The sequence below is a fragment of the Escherichia sp. MOD1-EC5495 genome (assembly GCF_002965965.1).
In the GTDB taxonomy this organism is placed as follows: Bacteria; Pseudomonadota; Gammaproteobacteria; order Enterobacterales; family Enterobacteriaceae; genus Escherichia; species Escherichia ruysiae.
In genome coordinates this window covers 266,606-289,315 of sequence record NZ_PTRI01000001.1, presented here as the reverse complement: position 1 = coordinate 289,315, position 22,710 = coordinate 266,606, and the positions used below count along the sequence as shown (strand labels likewise).

Genomic DNA, 22,710 nt, shown 5'->3' with positions numbered 1-22,710 from the left:
ATTTGATTATATATAAGCTGTGAAAAACAGTTTTGAGTAATAAGGAATTGCACAATTATTGAATATATAGTGCGAATTATTTAGTGCAAAAAAGCAGAGTTATGTGATCTTTCCCTGGGACTGCCACCCTTAATTACCGCTCACCACAAGCAACTAATGGAGGTAGTTAATCATGGCTGAACACGATATTACGCCAGAAGTCACCATTTCCAAAACACAGCGCCAGTATCAGGTGGGCTATGTCAGCGCCCGCCATCAGAGCAGTAAAACAGGTATGACCACGTACTATTCACGGCACCCCAGTCTGCACCTTAAGGGCGACTGGCTGGCTGAGGCGGGATTTGATACCGGGCGAGGTGTGACGGTGAAGATTTCGGAGGGGTGCCTGATCCTGATTGCGGAGTGCAACGAGGTGCAGGAACTGAGGAAGGAACTTTATCAGGTTAAACAGTCGGTTAAGGGAATAAAAAGCGGGATGCGGGGCGTATTGAAAGATAATTAAATAAAAAGCCGGGAAGATTTTATAACCTTCCCGGCTTTCTTTATCATCTAAAAAGGTAATAATCCTCTAATAGGAGAAAATTTTATAATATCAACACCTTGTAATTTAAAGTAATTAAAAGCATCTTCTATATTGGAAAACGCACTAATTTCTTCAGTTGCATAATCTTCGAGCACTTCCATTTTATTTTCCGGTATTTTGAAAAAATAAGTATTGTATTTTTCATCCTGTTTTTTAATGGCATATTGGAAAAAATAATTTTCACCATTTATTTCCTTTATCTCATCAAAACCTCTAACCTTACCATTCTCTATAGCAACAATTACTTTTTCAATAGATAAATCAACCATCTATATCTATCCTCACCATTGTCCCATCAGAACGTTTAATATTTATATGAGGCAAAGAACCATGCCCTGTGCCTTTAGGATCATCATGACCATATACACGACCAGTATTAGAATCAATAGGGTAATCTTTCCTATAACGGACAGTACCATCTCTTTTCTTAAATTGTTCCATCTTATGTTTTCTTCTAATACCGGCTGCATCCTGCGAACCGATCCCTCTTACTTTTTGAGCATCAGGAAAGGCCTCCATCAATAAATCATGGGCTTCCTGTTTTGATTTAACTGTGACAACGGTTCCTTGAGGCCCCTCTCGCAAAGATTTCGCGTTTTTGGAACATGCAGTCAGTCCCAGCGGATCGATCCAAGAGAGCGGATTAGGCGCATAAGCATAGAGGTTTATCCCACCCGCCAGCCCTATCGGGTCCGGCTGCGTAAACCGCCCGACATCCGGATCATAGTACCTGTGCAGATTGTAGTGCAGCCCCGTTTCCCTGTCGAGGTACTGTCCCTGGTAGCGCAGGCTCTGCTCCACCCCGCCATGATCCTTCTCCTGTATTGTGTTTCCCCAGACCTGGTATCCCGTCTCCCACACGATTTTCCCGTCGCTGTCCGTCAGCTCTTCCGGCGCGCCGTTCACATCCGTGTGAAAATACAGTATCCGGGCCGGTTCCCCTTTGCCCGCCTTATCCACCCGCGCCAGCGGTTCATAACTCCCCGGGGCACTGTAAATATACAGGCTGCTGCTCCCTTCCGGCCTGCTCTCCTGCGCCAGCCGCATCCCGTCCCATAAAAATTTTGTCCGGTTGTACGCTTTACCGTCATGGCTGATATGCTGTTTTTCCGTCCGCCTCCCCAGCGCATCGTACACATACCGGTATGTCCCCCGCGCTGTCCTCGCCTCCACCATCCGGTGCTCCGCATCATAGCGGTAACTCTGCGTTCCGCTCCGGCCCTGCTTTTCCACCATCCGGCCATATTCGTCATAACGGTAGTGCACACCACGGTAAGACATCAGCCGGCTGAACGGCACCACGCTGTTTTCTGCCGTGGCCCTTTCCCCCGCACGCCGGTCCAGCAGGTTTCCCGCCGCGTCGTACTGCCAGCTCGCCAGATACCCCTCATCCTCCAGGCGGCACGCCGTGATGCGCCCCGTGCTGTCGTAAAAGTAATCCGTTTCGCCCCGCCGGCTGTGCCGTGTCTTCAGCAGTTCATCCTGACCGTTGTAGCTGTACTGCCGGTCCGTGAACGTCTCCGGCACCACCCCGCGCATTCCGCTGCAGGTCTCCTTACGCTTCAGCCGCCCGGCAGGGTCGTAAAACTGCCGCGTGCTCAGCCTCCCTTGGCTTCTGAGCACCTCCCGGTGCAGGGAGTCACGCGTGAACTCACTGATGACCTCCCGATCCAGGTTTATCTGCTGGAGATGGCCGCTGCCGTAGTACAGATGCCGCTGCGTTCTGCCGTCCGGAAAGGTGGTGGCAGTCCGGTTGCCCAGTTCGTCATACCGGTGGGTCAGGACGCCCTGCGCCGTCTCCTCGCTCAGCATCCGGCCCGCTCTGTCGTAACTGAAGCGGATTATCTCCGGCGCGCCGGTTTCGTCTGCGTCGTGCCGCCGGCAGCGGATTTCCAGCAGCTGGTCTGCCGCGTCATAAACGTATTCCGTGCGGGTTTCTGCCGTCTCCTTTGCGGTGAGCCGGCCCGCCGCATCACGCATCAGCCGGTGGCGGATTTCTCCGCCCTGGTCGCCCGTGAACACCACCTCCGTGACCGCGTTCTGCGCGTTGTAACGGTACGCCTGACGGCAGCCGTCCGGATTTATCTGCTCCGCCAGACGGTCCAGCACATCGTGGCGGAACCGGTAGCTTTCTCCGTTCTCGTTTGTCAACGTGACCAGACGCCCGTAGGCATCGTACCCGAACCCCGTCCTGCGCCCCGCCGCGTCCGTGCGGATGCGCACCCACCCCTGCCCGTCGCGCTGCCAGCGCGTTATCTGCCCTGCCGGGCTGGTGTATTTCACCAGCCTGCCCGCCGCATCCGGCTGGTAACGCGCCGTGCGACCGTCCGCCTGTATCACCTCCACCAGGTGACCGCTGTCGTCATACCCGTAGCGCGTGCTGTGGCCCTGCGCGTCTGTCATCCGTATCAGCCGCGTGCGTTCATCATAGAACCAGGCCGTCTGCGAGCCGGAGCAGTCCGTGTGCCGCATGAGCTGCCCGTCTTCGTTCCACTGAAGGTATTTATTTCCCCCGCGTGCGTCGGTTATCTGCACCACCTGACCGTGGCGGTCATACTGATACCGGGTGCTCTGTTGCAGCGGGTCGGTCACGGCAAGAAGATTGCCGCGTTCATCGTACTCACAGCGCCAGCTGTTGCCCCCCGCATCCACCTCCGTCTCCGGTTCGTGCCACACCGGGTGCCACTGCGTCTGCGACACCCGCCCCAGCGGGTCGTGCGTCTCCGTGATATGCCCCTGACGGTCATACACATAGCGCCATCTGCCGCCCTGAGCATCGCTCATCCCCAGCAGCAGCCGTTCTTCGTCGCTCCAGCGGAACGTCATCACCTGCCCGGCCTCGTCCCGGTACGCCGTCACCTGGTTCTGCGCATCCCACTGATGATAACGCGTGCGCCCCAGACCGTCCGTCACGCACAGCCTGCGCGCCGCCAGGCTCCACGCCAGCCGGTACTGTTCACCGCTGTCCGTGTGGTGCCCCGTCACCCGCCACGCTGCGTCATCAGGCCCTTCATACCAGCCCCACTGATAATAATATCCCTCGCCGCCCGGCTGGCGGTGCATGGTCATACAGTGGTTAGCGTTGTAGGCAAACTCGCGCAGCAGGTGGCCGGTGCTGTCGTACACGCCGGTCAGCTGCCCGGCGGCGTCATAACTGTAGCGGCGCAGCAGTAAAGGTGCAGTATCAGGGAAATGCTGATAAATCTGTGTCACCCGCCGGGGATGCGCCGCCAGGTCGTAATGCAGACGGATGCACGGACGCTGCTGTTCACCGCTGATTTGCGTGATGCGCCCCAGCTCGTCGTGGTACAGATTCAGACAGTTACTGTTGCGGTCGCCCAGCATTTTCAGGCGCTGGCGCTGCGGGTGATGCGGGTCCGTTTCAAACAAAAAAAACTGTCCATTATCGCTGCTGATAAGCCAGTGCCCCTGCTCACCCCGCCTTACCGCCAGCCCTTCGCCGGGGCTGTAAAAACCGTGTCCCGGCAGTACCGCCTCCATCTCCAGGCGTCGTCCCATGCCTGACACAAAGGTCATGCAGTTTTCGTCAGCGGTACCCGGCGTGCGCTCCAGGCTGACTTCATACATCACACTCCAGCCCTGCCCGAACATCCCTTCCGTGCGCCCGTCACGGCTGCTGTAGACCCGCTGCCAGTCCAGCGGAAAATGGCCCGGCAGGCGGAAGTCGAAATCGTCGTCATCCGCCAGATATTTGGCTCCGGTGGCGGCGTTGACCGGATGTGGAAGGGCGCTGATGGCCTTCTGTGTTATCATGCTCATCCCGACACCGGCAGCAAAACAGGCGATTTTAGAAAGCATTTTTCCCGGGCGAAGAAACATCAGCGCCACGGTTGCCACCAGGGTTATCTGCGACCTGCCGCTTCTGATATCCCTGACCACCAGTAACGGCCCCCCAATGCGGACATCCGGTGACACAAACGCCCCGTCCCCCGGCTCATTCACCACCCGGGCCTCACAGGTACAGCGTGCCCCGCTGCGTGCCGCCGGCTGGCTGTTGATACGCACATCCCGCGCGCCTTCCGCGATATACTCCGCCGCTGGCGGTTCGTCATCATCTCTGAACAGATTGCTGATACTGCCAATAACCGCATTCACGCCCTGAAAGGCGGTTTCCAGCATACCGTCCGGACTGAACAGGTTAAGGACCGTTCCCGCAGGGTCATCCAGAAAGGCGGCTTTTTTTTGTGCGAGTAACTGAGTCAGTGAGGAGGGATGTTTATGGCAGTCGATTTTATCGTCAGGGGTCGGGGTGGAGCCCGGGGCCGCACTGGCCACGGTGGGCTGCCACAGTTCTGACACAAAATGTGTCACGCCATCCACCAGCTCAGCACGCCCTTCCTCCGTACTGAGCTGGCCGGACAGCGCCCGGGACATCAGCACAGGTCCTGTCACCGGGTTAACCGCCAGGGCTATGGCCCCCGCCATTTCCAGATATTCCCCGGCCACATCCCGGAACGTTCTGGCATCCTCCTGACGCTGCGCTTCTTCCTGTTCCGCCTTCGCCTGCGCTTCCTGCGCCTCAATGTCCTGCCGCGATGCCGCAGTGGCTGCTGCCCGCGCCGCAGGTTTGCTGTTGATCAATGTGTCGCCAGAGCCGGTGAGGATGTAACCTTCAGTCTGAGGCGGGAACAGCATATCAGCGAGGGCAGAACAGGCTTCGCTGACCGTTTCTGTCACGCCGGTGTACACCATCGCCACCCCCGCAACAAAACCGATCAGCACGACGGCCGTGCACCCCAGCGTCACCCCCGCTGACGCCGCCAGCACCGTGGCAGCGCCGACAATCAGGGCATCAATAACGACATTTGCCGCCACTTCCAGCACAGCCCCCAGCACATCTGCCATAAACGACGTATGCAGCAGGGCATCCCCCTGCCTTGCCGCCCAGAATGCCTCTTCCATGTCCCGTTCCCTGTATGATTAATTCGTCCTGGTTTCCTGCCGCATCCTGAAGCGCAGATTCTTTTTAATTTCAGCCCAGCGCGTCATGTCTGCCGGGGTCAGCGGTGTGGTTCTGGCGTAGGTGAAGGCCATCATGACCCGCTCACCCGGCAATACAAATGCCACCTGACACTGGTACACCTGCTCGTTACCCCGGAGAAACTGACTCTGTATCTCCAGCCCTTCTTCGCCGTCATTAATCCCCACCCGGGTCACCTGCACGGGCGTGTAGTGCAGCTCCTTAACCTGCTTTTCCAGTTTTTTCATCTGCTGTTCAACCTGAGAGGCTAATTCGTCTCCCTCCTGCATCGGCCCCCGGCTGATAATTAATGCGGCATCGGGATCACTGAGGCGCAGCATATTAATGGTACTGTCCTGAGATATATTGCCGTCGAAAGACAGAACGGCTTCATTTACATAATATTCCGTCATAATGGAAAGAGTCCCTGTTAATAAATAAATTATTGAAGGATGGTTGTGATTTATTTTTTAGACATAAAGGTGATATCTATCGCCGCTTTGCCGCTCATTTTATTCTTCCAGATAATTACAAAGACCTGAACTGACATATCGTTATGTCTTTAACAACCTCAATATATTCACCACACAAATAAAACCACTAGTAACAAACACACTACCGCCTCCATAAAAAATGGCTCCCTTATAAAATTGCATCTTACATATAAAAAGCTGAAATATCTGGTGTATTTTAATTATCAACTATAAATCTTGAAGCTTTTTGTTAACAGCAATACACCTTATCGCATTAGATATGTTAACAATAAATTATTCTTAATATATCAATAAAGTATATATTACTCTCTTTACTATCTGTTTTTATTGCGGTAGCGATATTAATAGCAAAATTCGGAATTTATTTAGATGCTGGAATGAGCAAAAGTGATGGCAGCTTTCTCATTTTACCCTGAAGTTTCAAGAAAGTGTGTAATGGAGTATGCAACCTAACTGAATATTTCTGACGATGTAGTCGCTTAGAGCGAGAAGAAAGGTGACCGCATCCTGAGTTGTCCTTTGAAAGGCTACTATCGAAACTTGATGCTAAAACAGTGATGAAATGAACAACGCTATGGAAAGCTCCTTCCATGGTAATTAACATGGAATCCGTTGATGCAAAACACCTAAGCCAGCCCCCTGTACAAGGCTGGCTTAAACGCGCAGGCAATCAATAAAAATCACCGGTCGCCTTTTCGGCCTGATCCATCCACACCGGTTTCTCGCTGGTTTTCGACCAGACGCGATGTAGGTAGCTGTAAAAGCGGGCTCGGTCTTTCCAGAAAAGCATGAAAGGCAGCGCCAGAACGCCCGCTGCAACCGCATAAGTACGGCGTAAAAAGATAAGCCATGCAGGATATTCTCTGTAGAGTTCCATACTTTTCTCCCCCCTTTTGTATCTACCCGGTGAATAGCACCGGAAAATGAATTTGTTTATCTGATGAAAATAGTACCGCCTTTTGTGTAATTTTACTACTCATCCGACCACTTATTTTTGCTTATTGATGGTTTATTTACATTCACCCTGTAATTAAGTTACATAAAAGTTAAATCAATACTAACCATTAGTTAAATTGCGGTCTTTGCCATTTTTATACTTTTTTTACACCCCGCCCGCAGATTTTTGCGAAATCTTTGCAGCCAGAATTCTACCCTTCCGGTATCACTTTTAGGCCACTGGAGGTGCACTGTGAGTGCAGGCGTGATAACCGGCGTGTTGCTGGTGTTTTTATTACTGGGGTATCTGGTTTATGCCCTGATCAATGCGGAGGCGTTTTGATGGCTGCGCAAGGGTTGTTACTGATCGCCACGTTTTTACTGGTACTGATGGTGCTGGCGCGCCCTTTAGGCAGCGGGCTGGCGCGGCTGATTAATGATATTCCTCTTCCCGGTACGGCGGGCGTTGAGCGCGTACTCTTTCGCGCACTTGGCGTCTCTGGTCGCGAGATGAACTGGAAGCAATATCTCTCTGCCATTCTCTGTCTGAATATGCTGGGGCTGGCGCTACTGTATTTTATGTTGCTCGGTCAGCATTATCTGCCGCTTAATCCGCAGCAGCTGCCGGGGCTGTCGTGGGATCTGGCGCTGAATACTGCCGTCAGCTTTGTGACTAATACCAACTGGCAATCTTACAGCGGTGAAACCACGTTAAGCTATTTCAGCCAAATGGCGGGCTTAACGGTACAAAACTTTCTTTCTGCCGCCAGCGGGATTGCGGTGATTTTTGCCCTTATCCGCGCGTTTACCCGCCAGAGCATGAGCACGCTCGGTAATGCCTGGGTCGATCTGCTACGCATCACGTTATGGGTGTTAGCCCCTGTGGCGTTGCTGATTGCGCTGTTTTTTATTCAACAAGGTGCGCTGCAAAACTTTCTGCCCTATCAGGCGGTGACGACCATTGAAGGAGCACAACAACTGTTACCGATGGGGCCGGTGGCTTCTCAGGAAGCGATTAAGATGCTCGGCACTAATGGCGGTGGCTTCTTTAATGCCAACTCGTCGCATCCGTTTGAAAACCTGACCGCACTGACCAACTTCGTGCAAATGCTGGCGATCTTTTTGATCCCAACGGCGCTGTGCTTTGCCTTTGGCGAAGTGGCGGGCGATCGCCGCCAGGGACGCATGTTGCTGTGGGCGATGTCGGTGATTTTTGTCATCTGCACAGGCGTTGTGATGTGGGCAGAAGTTCAGGGTAATCCGCATCTACTGGCGCTCGGCGCAGACAGTAACATCAATATGGAAGGTAAAGAGAGCCGTTTCGGCGTGCTGGTCAGTAGCCTGTTTGCGGTCGTGACTACGGCGGCTTCCTGTGGCGCGGTGATTGCGATGCATGATTCGTTTACCGCTCTCGGCGGCATGGTGCCGATGTGGCTAATGCAAATTGGTGAAGTGGTGTTCGGCGGTGTCGGTTCTGGTCTTTACGGCATGATGCTGTTTGTCCTGCTGGCGGTGTTTATTGCCGGGCTGATGATTGGTCGTACACCGGAATATCTGGGTAAAAAAATCGACGTACGCGAGATGAAACTGACCGCACTGGCGATTCTGGTCACCCCGACGCTGGTGCTGATGGGCGCGGCGTTGGCGATGATGACCGACGCCGGACGTAGCGCCATGCTCAACCCTGGCCCGCATGGTTTTAGCGAAGTGCTGTACGCCGTGTCGTCCGCCGCTAATAACAACGGCAGCGCCTTTGCCGGATTAAGCGCCAACTCACCGTTCTGGAACTGTTTACTGGCGTTCTGCATGTTTGTCGGTCGCTTCGGGGTGATTATCCCGGTGATGGCGATTGCCGGTTCGCTGGTGAGTAAAAAGAGCCAACCCGCCAGCTCCGGCACATTGCCAACGCACGGCCCGCTGTTTGTTGGCCTGTTAATCGGCACCGTGTTGCTGGTTGGCGCACTGACCTTTATCCCTGCCCTGGCGCTTGGTCCGGTGGCGGAATATCTCTCCTGATGATATTGAGTGAGCACTGAATATGAGTCGTAAACAACTGGCGCTATTCGAACCAACACTTGTCGTTCAGGCGCTGAAAGAAGCGGTTAAAAAATTAAGCCCGCAGGCGCAATGGCGCAATCCGGTGATGTTTATCGTCTGGATCGGCAGTCTGCTGACCACCGCTATTAGCATCGCGATGGCAAGCGGTGCGATGCCTGGCAATGCGCTGTTTAGCGCGGCAATTAGCGGCTGGCTGTGGGTCACCGTACTGTTCGCTAATTTCGCCGAGGCGCTGGCAGAAGGCCGCAGTAAAGCGCAGGCCAACAGTCTGAAAGGGGTCAAAAAAACTGCCTTTGCCCGCAAGCTGCGTGAGCCGAAATATGGCGCTGCGGCGGACAAAGTTCCTGCCGATCAACTACGTAAAGGCGATATCGTACTGGTAGAAGCTGGCGATATTATCCCCTGCGATGGTGAAGTCATTGAAGGCGGCGCATCGGTCGATGAAAGCGCCATCACCGGGGAATCGGCTCCGGTGATCCGTGAATCCGGCGGTGATTTTGCCTCCGTCACCGGCGGAACGCGTATTCTTTCTGACTGGCTGGTGATTGAATGCAGCGTTAACCCCGGCGAGACATTTCTGGATCGGATGATCGCGATGGTGGAAGGCGCACAGCGACGCAAAACGCCGAACGAGATTGCCCTGACCATCCTGCTGATTGCCCTGACCATCGTCTTTTTACTGGCAACCGCAACGCTATGGCCATTTTCTGCCTGGGGCGGTAACGCGGTCAGCGTAACGGTACTGGTGGCGCTGCTGGTCTGTCTGATCCCAACCACCATCGGCGGCCTGCTTTCAGCGATCGGCGTCGCCGGGATGAGCCGAATGCTGGGCGCCAATGTGATCGCCACCAGCGGACGTGCCGTTGAAGCGGCGGGCGACGTTGACGTTCTGCTGCTGGATAAAACCGGCACCATCACGCTAGGTAACCGTCAGGCGTCGGAGTTTATCCCCGCGCAGGGCGTAGAGGAAAAAACGCTGGCCGATGCCGCACAACTGGCTTCGCTGGCCGATGAAACGCCGGAAGGCCGCAGTATTGTGATCCTCGCCAAGCAGCGTTTTAACCTGCGCGAGCGCGATGTGCAGTCGCTCCATGCCACCTTTGTACCGTTTACTGCGCAAAGCCGGATGAGCGGGATCAACATCGACAACCGCATGATCCGTAAAGGTTCTGTCGATGCCATTCGCCGCCATGTTGAAGCTAACGGTGGTCACTTCCCTGCCGATGTCGATCAAAAAGTCGATAACGTTGCGCGTCAGGGGGCCACGCCGCTGGTGGTGGTGGAAGGTTCCCGTGTGCTGGGCGTTATTGCGCTGAAAGATATCGTCAAAGGCGGTATTAAAGATCGCTTCGCCCAGCTGCGCAAAATGGGCATTAAAACGGTGATGATTACCGGCGATAACCGTCTGACTGCCGCCGCCATTGCTGCGGAAGCGGGTGTCGATGATTTCCTCGCCGAAGCGACACCGGAGGCCAAGCTGGCATTGATCCGTCAGTATCAGGCGGAAGGCCGTTTGGTGGCGATGACCGGCGACGGCACCAATGATGCTCCGGCGCTCGCTCAGGCAGATGTCGCGGTGGCGATGAACTCCGGCACTCAGGCGGCGAAAGAAGCGGGCAATATGGTGGATCTCGACTCCAACCCGACCAAGTTGATCGAGGTGGTGCACATTGGCAAACAGATGCTGATGACCCGTGGCTCGCTCACCACCTTCAGCATTGCCAACGATGTAGCGAAATACTTCGCCATTATTCCGGCGGCGTTCGCGGCAACGTATCCGCAGTTAAATGCACTGAACATCATGCGCCTGCATTCGCCCGACTCCGCCATTCTCAGTGCGGTGATTTTCAACGCCTTGATTATCGTCTTTTTGATTCCCCTGGCGTTAAAAGGCGTGAGTTATAAACCGCTTACCGCTTCTGCCATGTTGCGCCGTAACTTATGGATTTACGGTCTGGGTGGGCTGCTGGTGCCGTTTATTGGTATCAAAGTCATTGATTTACTGCTGACCGTTTGCGGTCTGGTGTGAGGTTTACCATGAGTGGATTACGTCCGGCATTATCGACATTTATCTTTCTGTTATTGATTACTGGCGGCGTTTACCCGCTGCTGACCACCGTGCTGGGGCAATGGTGGTTTCCCTGGCAGGCCAACGGTTCGTTGATCCGTGAAGGTGATACGGTGCGCGGTTCGGCATTAATCGGGCAGAATTTTACCGGCAACCGCTATTTTCATGGTCGCCCGTCGGCAACGGCAGAAATGCCCTATAATCCACAGGCTTCTGGCGGGAGCAATCTGGCGGCCAGTAACCCTGAACTGGATAAACTAATAGCCGCACGCGTTGCTGCATTACGGGCCGCTAACCCGGATGCCAGCGCGAGCGTTCCGGTTGAACTGGTGACGGCATCGGCAAGCGGGCTGGACAATAATATCACCCCGCAAGCGGCGGCCTGGCAAATCCCACGCGTGGCGAAAGCGCGTAATCTCAGCGTTGAACAGCTCACGCAACTGATCGCAAAATACAGCCAACAACCGCTGGTGAAATATATCGGCCAGCCGGTCGTCAACATTGTTGAACTCAATCTGGCGCTGGATAAACTTGATGAATAACGAACCCTTACGTCCCGACCCCGATCGTCTGCTGGAACAAACTGCCGCGCCGCATCGGGGGAAGCTGAAAGTTTTCTTCGGTGCCTGTGCAGGCGTCGGGAAGACCTGGGCGATGCTGGCAGAAGCCCAGCGACTGCGGGCGCAAGGGCTGGATATTGTGGTTGGCGTGGTAGAAACCCACGGGCGGAAAGATACCGCCGCAATGCTGGAAGGTCTGGCTGTTTTGCCACTGAAACGCCAGGCGTACCGTGGGCGGCATATCAGCGAGTTTGATCTCGATGCCGCCCTCGCCCGCCGTCCGGCGCTGATCTTAATGGACGAACTGGCGCACAGTAATGCGCCAGGTTCTCGTCATCCTAAACGCTGGCAGGATATCGAAGAACTGCTGGAAGCTGGCATTGATGTTTTCACAACCGTCAACGTTCAGCATCTGGAAAGTCTGAATGATGTGGTCAGCGGCGTCACCGGAATTCAGGTACGGGAAACCGTGCCCGATCCTTTTTTCGATGCCGCCGACGACGTGGTGCTGGTGGACTTGCCCCCGGACGATCTGCGCCAGCGGCTGAAAGAAGGCAAAGTCTATATTGCCGGGCAGGCGGAGCGCGCCATTGAACATTTTTTCCGCAAAGGCAATCTGATCGCCCTGCGCGAACTGGCACTGCGCCGTACTGCCGATCGCGTTGATGAGCAAATGCGCGCCTGGCGGGGGCATCCTGGCGAAGAGAAAGTGTGGCACACGCGCGACGCGATCCTTTTATGCATCGGGCATAACACGGGCAGCGAAAAACTGGTCCGCGCAGCTGCGCGGCTGGCGTCACGGCTGGGGAGCGTCTGGCACGCGGTGTATGTTGAAACCCCTGCCTTGCACCGTTTACCGGAGAAAAAACGTCGGGCAATTCTCAGCGCCTTACGTCTGGCGCAGGAACTGGGCGCAGAGACGGCAACACTTTCTGATCCAGCGGAAGAGAAAGCGGTAGTGCGTTATGCCCGTGAACATAATCTCGGCAAGATTATTCTCGGTCGCCCAGCCTCGCGCCGCTGGTGGCGTCGGGAAACGTTTGCTGACCGACTGGCGCGCATCGCCCCCGATCTCGATCAGGTGCTGGTCGCGCTTGATGAACCGCCTGCCCGCACACTTAATAACGCGCCGGATAGCCGCTCTTTTAAAGATAAGTGGCGGGTACAGATTCAGGGATGCGTGGTTGCCGCCGCGTTATGCGCCGTTATCACCTTAATGGCCATGCAGTGGCTGATGGCGTTTGATGCCGCCAACCTGGTGATGCTGTATCTGCTTGGCGTGGTGGTGGTGGCGCTGTTTTATGGCCGCTGGCCTTCAGTGGTCGCCACCGTCATTAATGTGGTGAGTTTCGATCTCTTTTTTATCGCCCCACGCGGCACGCTCGCCGTCTCTGATGTGCAATATCTGCTGACCTTCGCGGTGATGTTAACCGTCGGGCTGGTGATCGGGAACCTTACTGCTGGCGTGCGTTATCAGGCGCGGGTAGCCCGTTACCGCGAGCAACGCACACGGCACTTATATGAAATGTCGAAAGCTCTGGCGGTGGGCCGCAGTCCGCAGGATATCGCTGCCACCAGCGAACAATTTATTGCCTCCACGTTTCATGCCCGCAGTCAGGTGTTGTTGCCCGATGACAACGGTAAATTGCAGCCGTTAACACATCCGCAAGGAATGACGCCGTGGGACGATGCCATCGCGCAGTGGAGTTTTGATAAAGGCCTGCCTGCGGGCGCGGGCACCGACACGTTACCCGGCGTGCCGTACCAGATTTTGTCGTTAAAAAGCGGTGAGAAAACCTACGGACTGGTGGTGGTGGAGCCGGGGAATCTGCGCCAGTTAATGATCCCGGAACAGCAGCGCCTGCTGGAGACATTTACGTTGTTAGTCGCCAATGCCCTTGAGCGGCTGACGCTGACCGCCAGCGAAGAACAGGCGCGGATGGCAAGCGAACGTGAACAGATCCGCAACGCCCTTCTGGCGGCGCTTTCGCATGATTTACGCACTCCGCTTACGGTGCTGTTCGGTCAGGCAGAAATCTTAACGCTCGATCTGGCAAGCGAAGGATCGCCCCACGCCCGCCAGGCCAGCGAGATTCGTCAGCATGTGCTGAACACCACCCGCCTGGTGAATAATCTACTGGATATGGCGCGAATTCAGTCCGGCGGCTTTAATTTGAAGAAAGAGTGGTTAACGCTGGAAGAAGTAGTCGGCAGCGCGCTGCAAATGCTGGAACCGGGTTTATCGTCGCCCATCAATCTTTCTCTGCCAGAACCGCTGACCTTAATCCACGTTGACGGGCCACTCTTTGAACGGGTGCTGATTAATCTGCTGGAGAACGCGGTGAAATATGCGGGTGCGCAGGCCGAAATTGGTATCGATGCCCACGTTGAGGGCGAAAATCTACAACTGGATGTCTGGGATAACGGCCCCGGTCTTCCGCCAGGCCAGGAGCAGACGATATTTGATAAGTTTGCTCGCGGGAATAAAGAGTCGGCAGTACCGGGGGTAGGGCTTGGACTGGCAATTTGTCGGGCGATAGTGGATGTACACGGGGGCACTATTACCGCGTTCAACCGACCGGAAGGTGGTGCCTGTTTTCGTGTTACACTTCCCCAGCAAACTGCCCCTGAACTTGAAGAATTTCATGAGGATATGTGACAAACGTTCTGATTGTTGAAGATGAACAAGCTATTCGTCGCTTTCTGCGCACGGCGCTGGAGGGCGACGGTATGCGTGTCTTTGAGGCCGAAACGCTGCAACGCGGCTTGCTGGAAGCGGCAACCCGCAAGCCGGATTTGATTATTCTCGATCTCGGTCTGCCCGATGGCGATGGAATTGAGTTTATCCGCGACCTGCGCCAGTGGAGCGTAGTGCCGGTGATTGTGCTTTCCGCACGTAGTGAAGAGAGCGACAAAATCACCGCGCTGGATGCCGGAGCTGATGATTACCTGAGTAAACCGTTTGGCATTGGCGAATTGCAGGCGCGTCTGCGCGTCGCTTTACGCCGCCACTCAGCTACCGCCGCACCCGATCCGGTAGTGAAGTTTTCCGATGTGACCGTCGATTTAGCGGCTCGTGTGATCCATCGCGGTGAGAAAGAGGTGCATCTCACCCCGATTGAGTTTCGCCTGCTGGCAGTGTTGCTCAATAATGCGGGAAAAGTGCTCACCCAGCGCCAGCTCCTCAACCAGGTGTGGGGACCAAACGCGGTTGAACACAGCCACTATTTGCGTATTTATATGGGGCATCTGCGACAAAAACTGGAACAAGACCCAGCTCGGCCTCGCCATTTTATTACTGAAACCGGTATTGGGTATCGGTTTATGCTTTGAATATTTATTCATTTTTTGCACTTTCAAAAGAATTATTATTTTAAAATTAGCCCTGCTGAAACATTATTATTCAGCAGGATTAACACGCCAACAAAACACAAACAATTAAATTACAAAATCAAAAAAACAAAGCAACATTCTGTTTTGCACCATCCATACTTTATGATTAACAACTTTTAGTTTGACCATTTTTTTGATCTTCTTCATAGATTAGAGACATTTCATGGATAGAATAATTTTACCTTCAACTGATACAGAAAAAGGTAAAGGAAAATGGAAAATAATAACCGTGCAATGCCCCATATAAGGCGAACAACTCATATTATGAAGTTTTCCCATCGCAATAGCTTTGACTTTCATTTCTTTAATGCCCGCTAGTCTTCTGACTAAAGGGCACCTCAAAATACAGGTCTCCCTGTCTTTAAGCATCACAGGTTAATACCTGTATCCCTGGTGCTCATACATTGCTAACCCTTTTATACCCTTATTAATTCAGATCGCTACGTCGCAATCTGGACAGGTAGAGTATTGCCAGTTACCGGGCTGGTCGGGTTATTGCATCTACAAAAAGCAAACTACTGATTTATTTATCAGGGGTGATGTTTTGCTTTTTTCCGGCGTTATCAATTTCTCTTTTGAGAAATTGAGTACCTGCTATTACCTGAAATAAAGAGATGAAAAATGTCAGAATTAAAAATTGCCGTTAGTCGTTCTTGCCAGAATTACTTTTCCACTCATCGTGTATGCGTGAACATTGACGAAAGTAATTATATTGACGTTGCTGCCATTGTTTTATCGGTCGATGATGTTGAACGTGGAAAACTCGATGAAATAGACGCTACTGGCTATGGCATTCCTGTATTTATTGCCACGGAAAATGAAGATCATGTGCCAGCAAAATACCTGTCACGTATTTCGGGTGTCTTCGAACATTGCGAAGCGCGGAAAACGTTTTACGGTCGCCAGTTAGAAACCGCTGCCAGCCATTATGAAACCCAGTTACGCCCACCTTTCTTCCGCGCACTGGTCGATTATGTCAATCAGGGTAACAGCGCATTTGATTGCCCCGGTCATCAGGGCGGCGAATTTTTCCGTCGCCATCCGGCAGGTAACCAGTTTGTAGAGTATTTTGGTGAAACTCTTTTCCGTTCTGACTTGTGCAACGCCGACGTGGCAATGGGTGACCTGCTGATTCATGAAGGCGCACCGTGTATCGCACAACAACACGCAGCAAAAGTGTTTAATGCCGATAAAACCTACTTCGTTTTAAACGGCACCTCCTCTTCAAACAAAGTGGTATTAAACGCACTGCTGACACCGGGCGATCTGGTGCTGTTTGACCGCAATAACCATAAATCTAATCACCACGGGGCGTTGCTACAAGCTGGTGCAACACCGGTTTATCTGGAAACAGCACGCAACCCGTATGGCTTTATCGGTGGCATTGATGCGCACTGCTTCGAAGAAAATTACCTGCGCGAACTGATTGCAGAAGTCGCACCGCAGCGGGCAAAAGAGGCGCGTCCGTTCCGCCTCGCGGTTATTCAGTTAGGCACCTACGACGGTACAATTTATAACGCCCGTCAGGTAGTGGATAAAATTGGTCATCTGTGTGACTACATTCTGTTTGACTCCGCATGGGTCGGCTACGAGCAGTTTATCCCGATGATGGCTGACTGTTCGCCGCTGCTGCTGGAGCTTAATGAAAACGATCCGGGCATTCTGGTTACGCAGTCAGTCCATAAACAGCAGGCGGGTTTTTCCCAGACTTCACAAATTCATAAAAAAGACCGCCATATCAAAGGACAACCGCGTTATGTACCGCATAAACGCATGAACAATGCCTTTATGATGCATGCCTCCACAAGTCCGTTCTATCCGCTGTTCGCGGCACTGGACGTCAACGCTAAAATGCATGAAGGCGTAAGCGGTCGCAATATGTGGATGGACTGCGTGGCGAATGGCATTGATGCCCGCAAACTGATCCTTGAAAACTGTCATCATATTCGTCCGTTCGTTCCTGAACTGGTGGATGGCAAGCCATGGCAGTCATATCCCACCGCTGAAATTGCCAATGACCTGCGTTTCTTCCAGTTTGTACCAGGAGAACACTGGCACTCTTTTGAAGGCTACGCAGAAAACCAATATTTTGTCGATCCGTGCAAGCTGCTACTGACTACCCCAGGCATTGATGCACGTAACGGCGAATATGAGGCATTCGGTGTTCCTGCAACCATTCTCGCTAACTTCCTGCGTGAAAATGGTGTCGTTCCAGAAAAATGCGACCTTAACTCCATTTTATTCCTGCTGACTCCGGCAGAAGATATGGCCAAACTACAGCAGCTTGTCGCCCTGCTGGTACGTTTCGAAAAACTGCTGGAAGATGATGCGCCTCTGGCGGACGTACTGCCTTCCATTTACAAACAGCATGAAGCCCGTTACGCCGGTTATACCCTGCGTCAGTTGTGCCAGGAAATGCACGACCTGTATGCCCGTCATAACGTGAAACAACTGCAAAAAGAGATGTTCCGTAAGGAACACTTCCCTCGCGTCAGCATGAACCCACAAGAAGCTAACTACGCCTACTTACGCGGTGAGGTGGAGCTGGTTCGTCTGCCGGATGCAGAAGGGCGTATCGCAGCCGAAGGTGCCCTGCCTTATCCTCCGGGCGTGCTGTGTGTTGTTCCGGGTGAAGTCTGGGGCGGTGCAGTTCTGCGTTACTTCATTGCCCTGGAAGAAGGCATTAACCTGCTGCCAGGTTTTGCGCCGGAATTACAGGGTGTCTATATCGAAGAACATGACGGTCGCAAACAGGTCTGGTGCTATGTCATCAAATCAAGCAAAGCACAAAGCGCCCTGCTGAAGGGAGAAAAATTATGAGTCAGGCTAAAGCGAATAAAATGGGCGTCGTGCAGTTAACCATACTGACGATGGTCAACATGATGGGTTCCGGCATCATTATGCTGCCGACCAAACTAGCCGAAGTCGGGACGATCTCGATTATCTCCTGGCTAGTGACGGCTGTAGGATCAATGGCGCTGGCCTGGGCCTTTGCAAAATGCGGTATGTATAGCCGTAAATCAGGTGGTATGGGGGGTTATGCCGAATATGCCTTCGGTAAATCCGGTAACTTCATGGCGAACTATACCTACGGTGTGTCACTGCTGATTGCCAATGTCGCCATCGCTATTTCCGCCGTTGGCTACGGTACTGAGTTGTTTGACACAACCCTTTCGCCTGTTCAGATTGGTCTTGCCACTATTGCTGTGCTGTGGGTATGTACCGTGGCTAACTTTGGTGGTGCACGCATTACCGGGCAGATCAGTAGCATTACCGTGTGGGGTGTCATTATTCCGGTAATTGGCCTGTGCATTATCGGCTGGTTCTGGTTCAGCCCGACGCTTTACGCTGACTCCTGGAACCCGCATCATGCGCCCTTCTTTAGCGCGGTTGGTTCTTCCATCGCCATGACATTGTGGGCTTTTCTCGGTCTGGAATCGGCCTGTGCGAACGCTGAAGTGGTAGAAAACCCGGAACGTAACGTGCCAATTGCTGTTCTTGGCGGTACGTTGGGTGCGGCAGTAATTTATATCGTCTCTACTAACGTGATTGCCGGGATTGTGCCAAATATGGAGCTGGCAAATTCAACGGCACCGTTTGGTCTGGCCTTCGCGCAGATGTTCACACCGGAAGTCGGTAAAGTGATTATGGCGTTGATGGTGATGTCCTGCTGCGGTTCACTGCTCGGTTGGCAGTTCACCATTGCCCAGGTGTTTAAATCTTCTGCCGATGAAGGGTACTTCCCGAAAATTTTCTCTCGTGTAACCAAAGTGGATGCACCGGTTCAGGGAATGTTGACCATTGTGATTATCCAGAGTGGGTTATCGCTGATGACCATTAGCCCGTCGCTGAACAGCCAGTTCAACGTGTTGGTTAACCTGGCCGTGGTGACCAATATCATCCCGTATATTCTGTCGATGGCGGCACTGGTGATCATTCAGAAAGCAGCTAATGTTCCGGCTGCTAAAGCGAAAGTGGCTAACTTTGTTGCCTTTATTGGTGCAATGTACAGCTTCTATGCACTGTACTCGTCTGGGGAAGAGGCCATGCTGTATGGCTCCATCGTGACCTTCCTCGGCTGGACACTGTATGGTCTGGTATCACCCCGCTTTGAACTGAAAAATAAACACGGTTAATAAAGCGAAGTAAAAAAGGGCGATCGAATGATCGCCCTTTGGGATTATTAACAAAGTGCTCGTTGTTCATGCCGCAGGTGGCGCAAGCGCCTTACCCAGCCCACAAAATCGCGCAAATTCAATATATTGCACTATCCTTGCAGGCCTGATAAGCGTAGCGCATCAGGCAGTCATAAGTAAAAAGGGCGATCTTCCGACCGCCCTTTTTCTTATTTAATGTGTTTACGCGTTTTTCAGAACTTCGCTAACAATCTCAACTGCTTCTTTCTCGATCTGCTTGCGATGTTCTTCACCAAGGAAGCTTTCGCAGTAGATCTTGTATGCGTCTTCCGTGCCTGACGGGCGCGCGGCGAACCATCCGTTGTCAGTCATCACTTTCAGACCGCCAATAGAAGCACCGTTGCCAGGCGCTGCGGTCAGACGCGCGGTGATCGGGTCACCTGCCAGGGTGCTGGCGCTCACCATTTCCGGAGACAGCTTAGACAGCGCCGCTTTTTGCGCGGAAGTCGCAGCTGCCTGCAAACGGTTGTAGCTCGGCGCACCAAAGCGTTTCGCCAGTTCGTTGTAGTGTTCCTGCGGGTTCTTACCGGTGACTGCGGTAATTTCCGCAGCCAGCAGACACATGATGATACCGTCTTTATCGGTTGACCACGGCGTGCCGTCGAAACGCAGGAAGGAAGCCCCTGCGCTCTCTTCGCCGCCAAAGCCGAAGCTGCCGTCGAACAGACCATCAACAAACCATTTGAAGCCTACCGGTACTTCCACCAGCTTGCGACCCAAATCGTTGACCACGCGGTCGATCATCGCAGAAGAAACCAGCGTTTTACCCACGGCAACATCTTTGCCCCACTGCGGACGATGCTGGAACAGGTAGTTGATCGCCACTGCCAGGTAATGGTTCGGATTCATCAAACCAGCCGGAGTTACGATGCCGTGACGGTCATAATCCGGGTCGTTAGCAAACGCCAGGTCGAACTTATCACGCAGTGCCAGCAGGCCCGCCATCGCACACTCAGAGGAGCAGTCCATACGGATCGCGCCGTCTTTATCGAGGTGCATAAAGCGGAAGGTTTGATCGACCTGATCGTTAACGATGGTCAGGTTGAGGTTGTAATATTCGCCAATGCGCTTCCAGTATTCGATACCAGAACCGCCCAGCGGATCAACACCCAGCGTCAGGCCAGCTTTCTGAATCGCCGCCATATCAACGATATCAGCCAGACCTTCCACAAACGGCTGCACCAGATCCTGCTCTTTCACATGACCGGATGCCATCGCTTCGTCGAGGGAGATACGCTTCACGCCTTTCAGGCCATCGGCCAGCAGTGCGTTAGCGCGGTCTTCCACCACTTTGGTGACGTTGGTATCAGCCGGGCCACCATTTGGCGGGTTGTATTTGATACCACCATCTTCCGGCGGGTTATGGGACGGCGTAATCACGATACCGTCTGCCAGCGGGCCACCTTTTTTGTTGTGAACCAGAATGGCATTGGAAACGGCAGGCGTCGGGGTGAAACCATTGTTTTCCTGCACAATAACGTCTACACCGTTCGCAGCCAGCACTTCCAGTACGGAAATGAACGCAGGTTCGGACAGGGCGTGAGTATCTTTACCCACATAGCAAGGGCCAGTGATGCCGTTTTTCGCACGTTCTTCAGCAATTGCCTGAGCGATCGCCAGAATGTGCGGCTCGTTAAAGCTGTGGCGCGCTGCACTGCCACGGTGACCGGAAGTACCGAATTTCACCGCGTGCTCCGCATTCCCTGCTTCTGGTTTCAGTACATAATATTGCGCCGTCAGTTGGGCGACGTTAATCAAATCACTCTGTTGTGCAGGTTGACCTGCACGATTGTGGATTGCCATTGCTTTGTCCTTTATCTGCAACGTTGTTTTAAATTGTCCCGCAAACCTTCTCAATCAATTCCGCCGGGAATTGCATCGACTGCATGATGTGTTCAATCATGCTGCATTTACGGCCAGTGTTAGTGTTGGTGATCACCCAATACGGCGTGCCTGGCACATGTTTCGGCTTGGTCTGATTACCATTTTTCAGCAGCGTTTGTTCATCTGCCGCAAAGTAAACGCGCGTGCGACCGTGCAACGATTCCGTTGCCTCGGCAAACGCCTGGGCGTCAAGAGAATATAGTGTAGACAACAGCAGCATAAAGCGGTTGACCGCGCGCTTCTGCTCTGCGTATTCATCGGAAAGCAGAAGTTCACGCATCGCGCGTACTTTGTCTTTAATCGTTTTGATCGGCTTCGCTTCGACGATAGCAGGCGACGCAATGCGAACCTCTTTCGTCACCGGAGCAGCAGGCTGTGATGCGGCGGAAAATTTCAACATGCGCCGTAAAATGTCGGATGCGCTCTCGCCGATATGCTTAGTGTGGCTGGCAATATAGCTGTAGAGTTCATCATCAACTTCAATCGTTTTCATCTTAATCCAGTGCGGTGTCTTAGCTGAATACAAGTCGCCAGGAGTATATGAATAAATCCCGGCAGCGGATAGCGTCAAGCCTGGCTTGCAGAAAAACTCGGATTAAACCTTATTTGTTGCAGCCCTGTGGCACAATGGTCAACATAATACCCTAACCCGACTTCGCGAAAAAAAGAACTTTGCCATGAAATTGAATATCCGCGCGCAATCTGCACAAAACCAGCATAATAATTCTCCCATCGTCCTCGTCCACGGTTTGTTTGGTAGTCTCGACAACCTCGGCGTGCTGGCGCGCGACCTGGTGAGCGACCACGATATCATCCAGGTAGATATGCGTAACCACGGACTTTCACCGCGCGATCCTGTGATGAATTATCCAGCAATGGCGCAAGACCTGTTGGATACGCTGGATGCACAGCAGATCGAAAAAGCGACGTTTATCGGTCACTCGATGGGCGGTAAAGCCGTTATGGCGCTAACCGCACTGGCACCCGATCGCATTGATAAACTCGTGGCTATTGATATTGCCCCCGTCGATTATCACGTACGTCGTCATGATGAGATTTTCGCAGCCATCAACGCCGTCAGTGAATCCAACACGCAAACGCGACAGCAGGCAGCAGCGGTGATGCGCCAGCATCTGAATGAAGAAGGGGTGATTCAGTTTCTGCTGAAATCTTACGTTGATGGTGAATGGCGTTTTAACGTGCCAGTGTTGTGGGATCAGTATCCGCATATTGTTGGCTGGACGAAAATTCCGGCATGGGATCACCCTGCCCTGTTTATCCCCGGCGGTAATTCACCGTATGTCACTGAACAATATCGTGATGATTTACTGGCGCAATTCCCGCAGGCTCGGGCGCATGTGATTGCGGGTGCGGGTCACTGGGTACACGCAGAAAAACCTGATGCGGTACTGCGCGCCATCCGTCGCTATCTCAATGATTAACGCAACTGATTAAAAACCCAGCGTCTGCGTCGCTTTCCGCGCGTGGGCGTTGGCGTGACTCATCGCGCTGATGTATTATGGCGCGCTATCCATCCGGGCAGACGCCCGGCTGATT

Annotated in this window: 17 protein-coding genes and 1 pseudogene; 12 read left to right on the top strand and 6 right to left on the bottom strand. The window is 53.2% G+C overall.

Translation table 11 applies throughout. The features are described from left to right. Positions 1 to 172: 172 nt before the first annotated feature. The gene (locus tag BEG40_RS01355; RefSeq protein WP_105284755.1) at positions 173 to 502 is read left to right on the top strand and encodes a SymE family type I addiction module toxin; all 330 of its coding nucleotides are present in this window, start codon (positions 173 to 175) and stop codon (positions 500 to 502) included. Positions 503 to 549: 47 nt separating this feature from the next. Here the strand turns inward: BEG40_RS01355 and BEG40_RS01350 are convergent, their stop codons facing one another. From BEG40_RS01350 to BEG40_RS01335, 4 genes are all read right to left on the bottom strand, one after another. Next, positions 550 to 852, bottom strand: coding sequence for a hypothetical protein (locus BEG40_RS01350; protein ID WP_105284754.1), 303 nt, complete (start codon positions 850 to 852; stop codon positions 550 to 552). Further along, positions 845 to 5,506, bottom strand: a complete 4,662-nt coding sequence (locus BEG40_RS01345; protein WP_105284753.1) for an RHS repeat-associated core domain-containing protein — start codon at positions 5,504 to 5,506, stop codon at positions 845 to 847. The genes BEG40_RS01350 and BEG40_RS01345 overlap by 8 nt, the downstream gene beginning before the upstream one ends. A gap of 18 nt (positions 5,507 to 5,524) precedes the next feature. Further along, positions 5,525 to 5,977 (bottom strand): DcrB-related protein, encoded by a 453-nt coding sequence (locus BEG40_RS01340; protein WP_105284752.1) that lies wholly within the window; start codon positions 5,975 to 5,977, stop codon positions 5,525 to 5,527. Between the two features lie 751 nt (positions 5,978 to 6,728). Beyond that, a complete protein-coding gene (locus BEG40_RS01335) occupies positions 6,729 to 6,935 on the bottom strand; it encodes a YbfA family protein (RefSeq protein WP_000424926.1) in 207 nt (68 codons plus the stop codon). Between the two features lie 312 nt (positions 6,936 to 7,247). On the opposite strand from BEG40_RS01335, the gene kdpF reads away from it, so the two are divergent. From kdpF to potE, 10 genes and pseudogenes are all read left to right on the top strand, one after another. Then, a complete protein-coding gene (gene kdpF, locus BEG40_RS01330; protein WP_001272653.1) occupies positions 7,248 to 7,337 on the top strand; it encodes a K(+)-transporting ATPase subunit F in 90 nt (29 codons plus the stop codon). After that, positions 7,337 to 9,010: a potassium-transporting ATPase subunit KdpA gene (gene kdpA / locus BEG40_RS01325; protein ID WP_105284751.1), complete on the top strand. Its 1,674-nt coding sequence runs from the start codon at positions 7,337 to 7,339 to the stop codon at positions 9,008 to 9,010. The genes kdpF and kdpA overlap by 1 nt, the downstream gene beginning before the upstream one ends. A gap of 22 nt (positions 9,011 to 9,032) precedes the next feature. Continuing rightward, positions 9,033 to 11,081 carry a potassium-transporting ATPase subunit KdpB gene (gene kdpB, locus BEG40_RS01320; RefSeq protein WP_105284750.1) on the top strand — a complete coding sequence of 683 codons (2,049 nt, stop codon included), beginning with the start codon at positions 9,033 to 9,035 and terminating at the stop codon, positions 11,079 to 11,081. Positions 11,082 to 11,089: 8 nt separating this feature from the next. Next, positions 11,090 to 11,662: a K(+)-transporting ATPase subunit C gene (gene kdpC / locus BEG40_RS01315; RefSeq protein WP_105284749.1), complete on the top strand. Its 573-nt coding sequence runs from the start codon at positions 11,090 to 11,092 to the stop codon at positions 11,660 to 11,662. Continuing rightward, on the top strand, positions 11,655 to 14,339 hold the full coding sequence (gene kdpD / locus BEG40_RS01310; RefSeq protein WP_105284748.1) for a two-component system sensor histidine kinase KdpD: 2,685 nt from the start codon (positions 11,655 to 11,657) through the stop codon (positions 14,337 to 14,339). The genes kdpC and kdpD overlap by 8 nt, the downstream gene beginning before the upstream one ends. Continuing rightward, positions 14,336 to 15,013, top strand: a complete 678-nt coding sequence (gene kdpE, locus BEG40_RS01305) for a two-component system response regulator KdpE (protein ID WP_105284747.1) — start codon at positions 14,336 to 14,338, stop codon at positions 15,011 to 15,013. The genes kdpD and kdpE overlap by 4 nt, the downstream gene beginning before the upstream one ends. 187 nt (positions 15,014 to 15,200) lie before the next feature. Next, positions 15,201 to 15,320 (top strand): annotated as a pseudogene (locus BEG40_RS22260) (TonB-dependent receptor). Then, positions 15,287 to 15,391, top strand: a complete 105-nt coding sequence (gene speFL / locus BEG40_RS21660; RefSeq protein WP_107164369.1) for a leader peptide SpeFL — start codon at positions 15,287 to 15,289, stop codon at positions 15,389 to 15,391. The pseudogene BEG40_RS22260 and the gene speFL overlap by 34 nt, the downstream one beginning before the upstream one ends. Positions 15,392 to 15,694: 303 nt before the next feature. After that, positions 15,695 to 17,893: an ornithine decarboxylase SpeF gene (gene speF / locus BEG40_RS01295; protein WP_105284770.1), complete on the top strand. Its 2,199-nt coding sequence runs from the start codon at positions 15,695 to 15,697 to the stop codon at positions 17,891 to 17,893. Continuing rightward, on the top strand, positions 17,890 to 19,209 hold the full coding sequence (gene potE, locus BEG40_RS01290) for a putrescine-ornithine antiporter (protein ID WP_000075810.1): 1,320 nt from the start codon (positions 17,890 to 17,892) through the stop codon (positions 19,207 to 19,209). The genes speF and potE overlap by 4 nt, the downstream gene beginning before the upstream one ends. Positions 19,210 to 19,431: 222 nt before the next feature. Here the strand turns inward: potE and pgm are convergent, their stop codons facing one another. After that, positions 19,432 to 21,072 (bottom strand): phosphoglucomutase (alpha-D-glucose-1,6-bisphosphate-dependent), encoded by a 1,641-nt coding sequence (gene pgm, locus BEG40_RS01285; RefSeq protein ID WP_001297249.1) that lies wholly within the window; start codon positions 21,070 to 21,072, stop codon positions 19,432 to 19,434. 28 nt (positions 21,073 to 21,100) lie between these two features. Then, on the bottom strand, positions 21,101 to 21,646 hold the full coding sequence (seqA, locus tag BEG40_RS01280; RefSeq protein WP_001515978.1) for a replication initiation negative regulator SeqA: 546 nt from the start codon (positions 21,644 to 21,646) through the stop codon (positions 21,101 to 21,103). Positions 21,647 to 21,830: 184 nt separating this feature from the next. Here seqA and ybfF point away from each other — a divergent pair, with 184 nt between their 5' ends. Next, positions 21,831 to 22,595 carry an esterase gene (gene ybfF, locus BEG40_RS01275; RefSeq protein ID WP_105284746.1) on the top strand — a complete coding sequence of 255 codons (765 nt, stop codon included), beginning with the start codon at positions 21,831 to 21,833 and terminating at the stop codon, positions 22,593 to 22,595. The last annotated feature ends 115 nt before the right edge of the window (positions 22,596 to 22,710 follow it).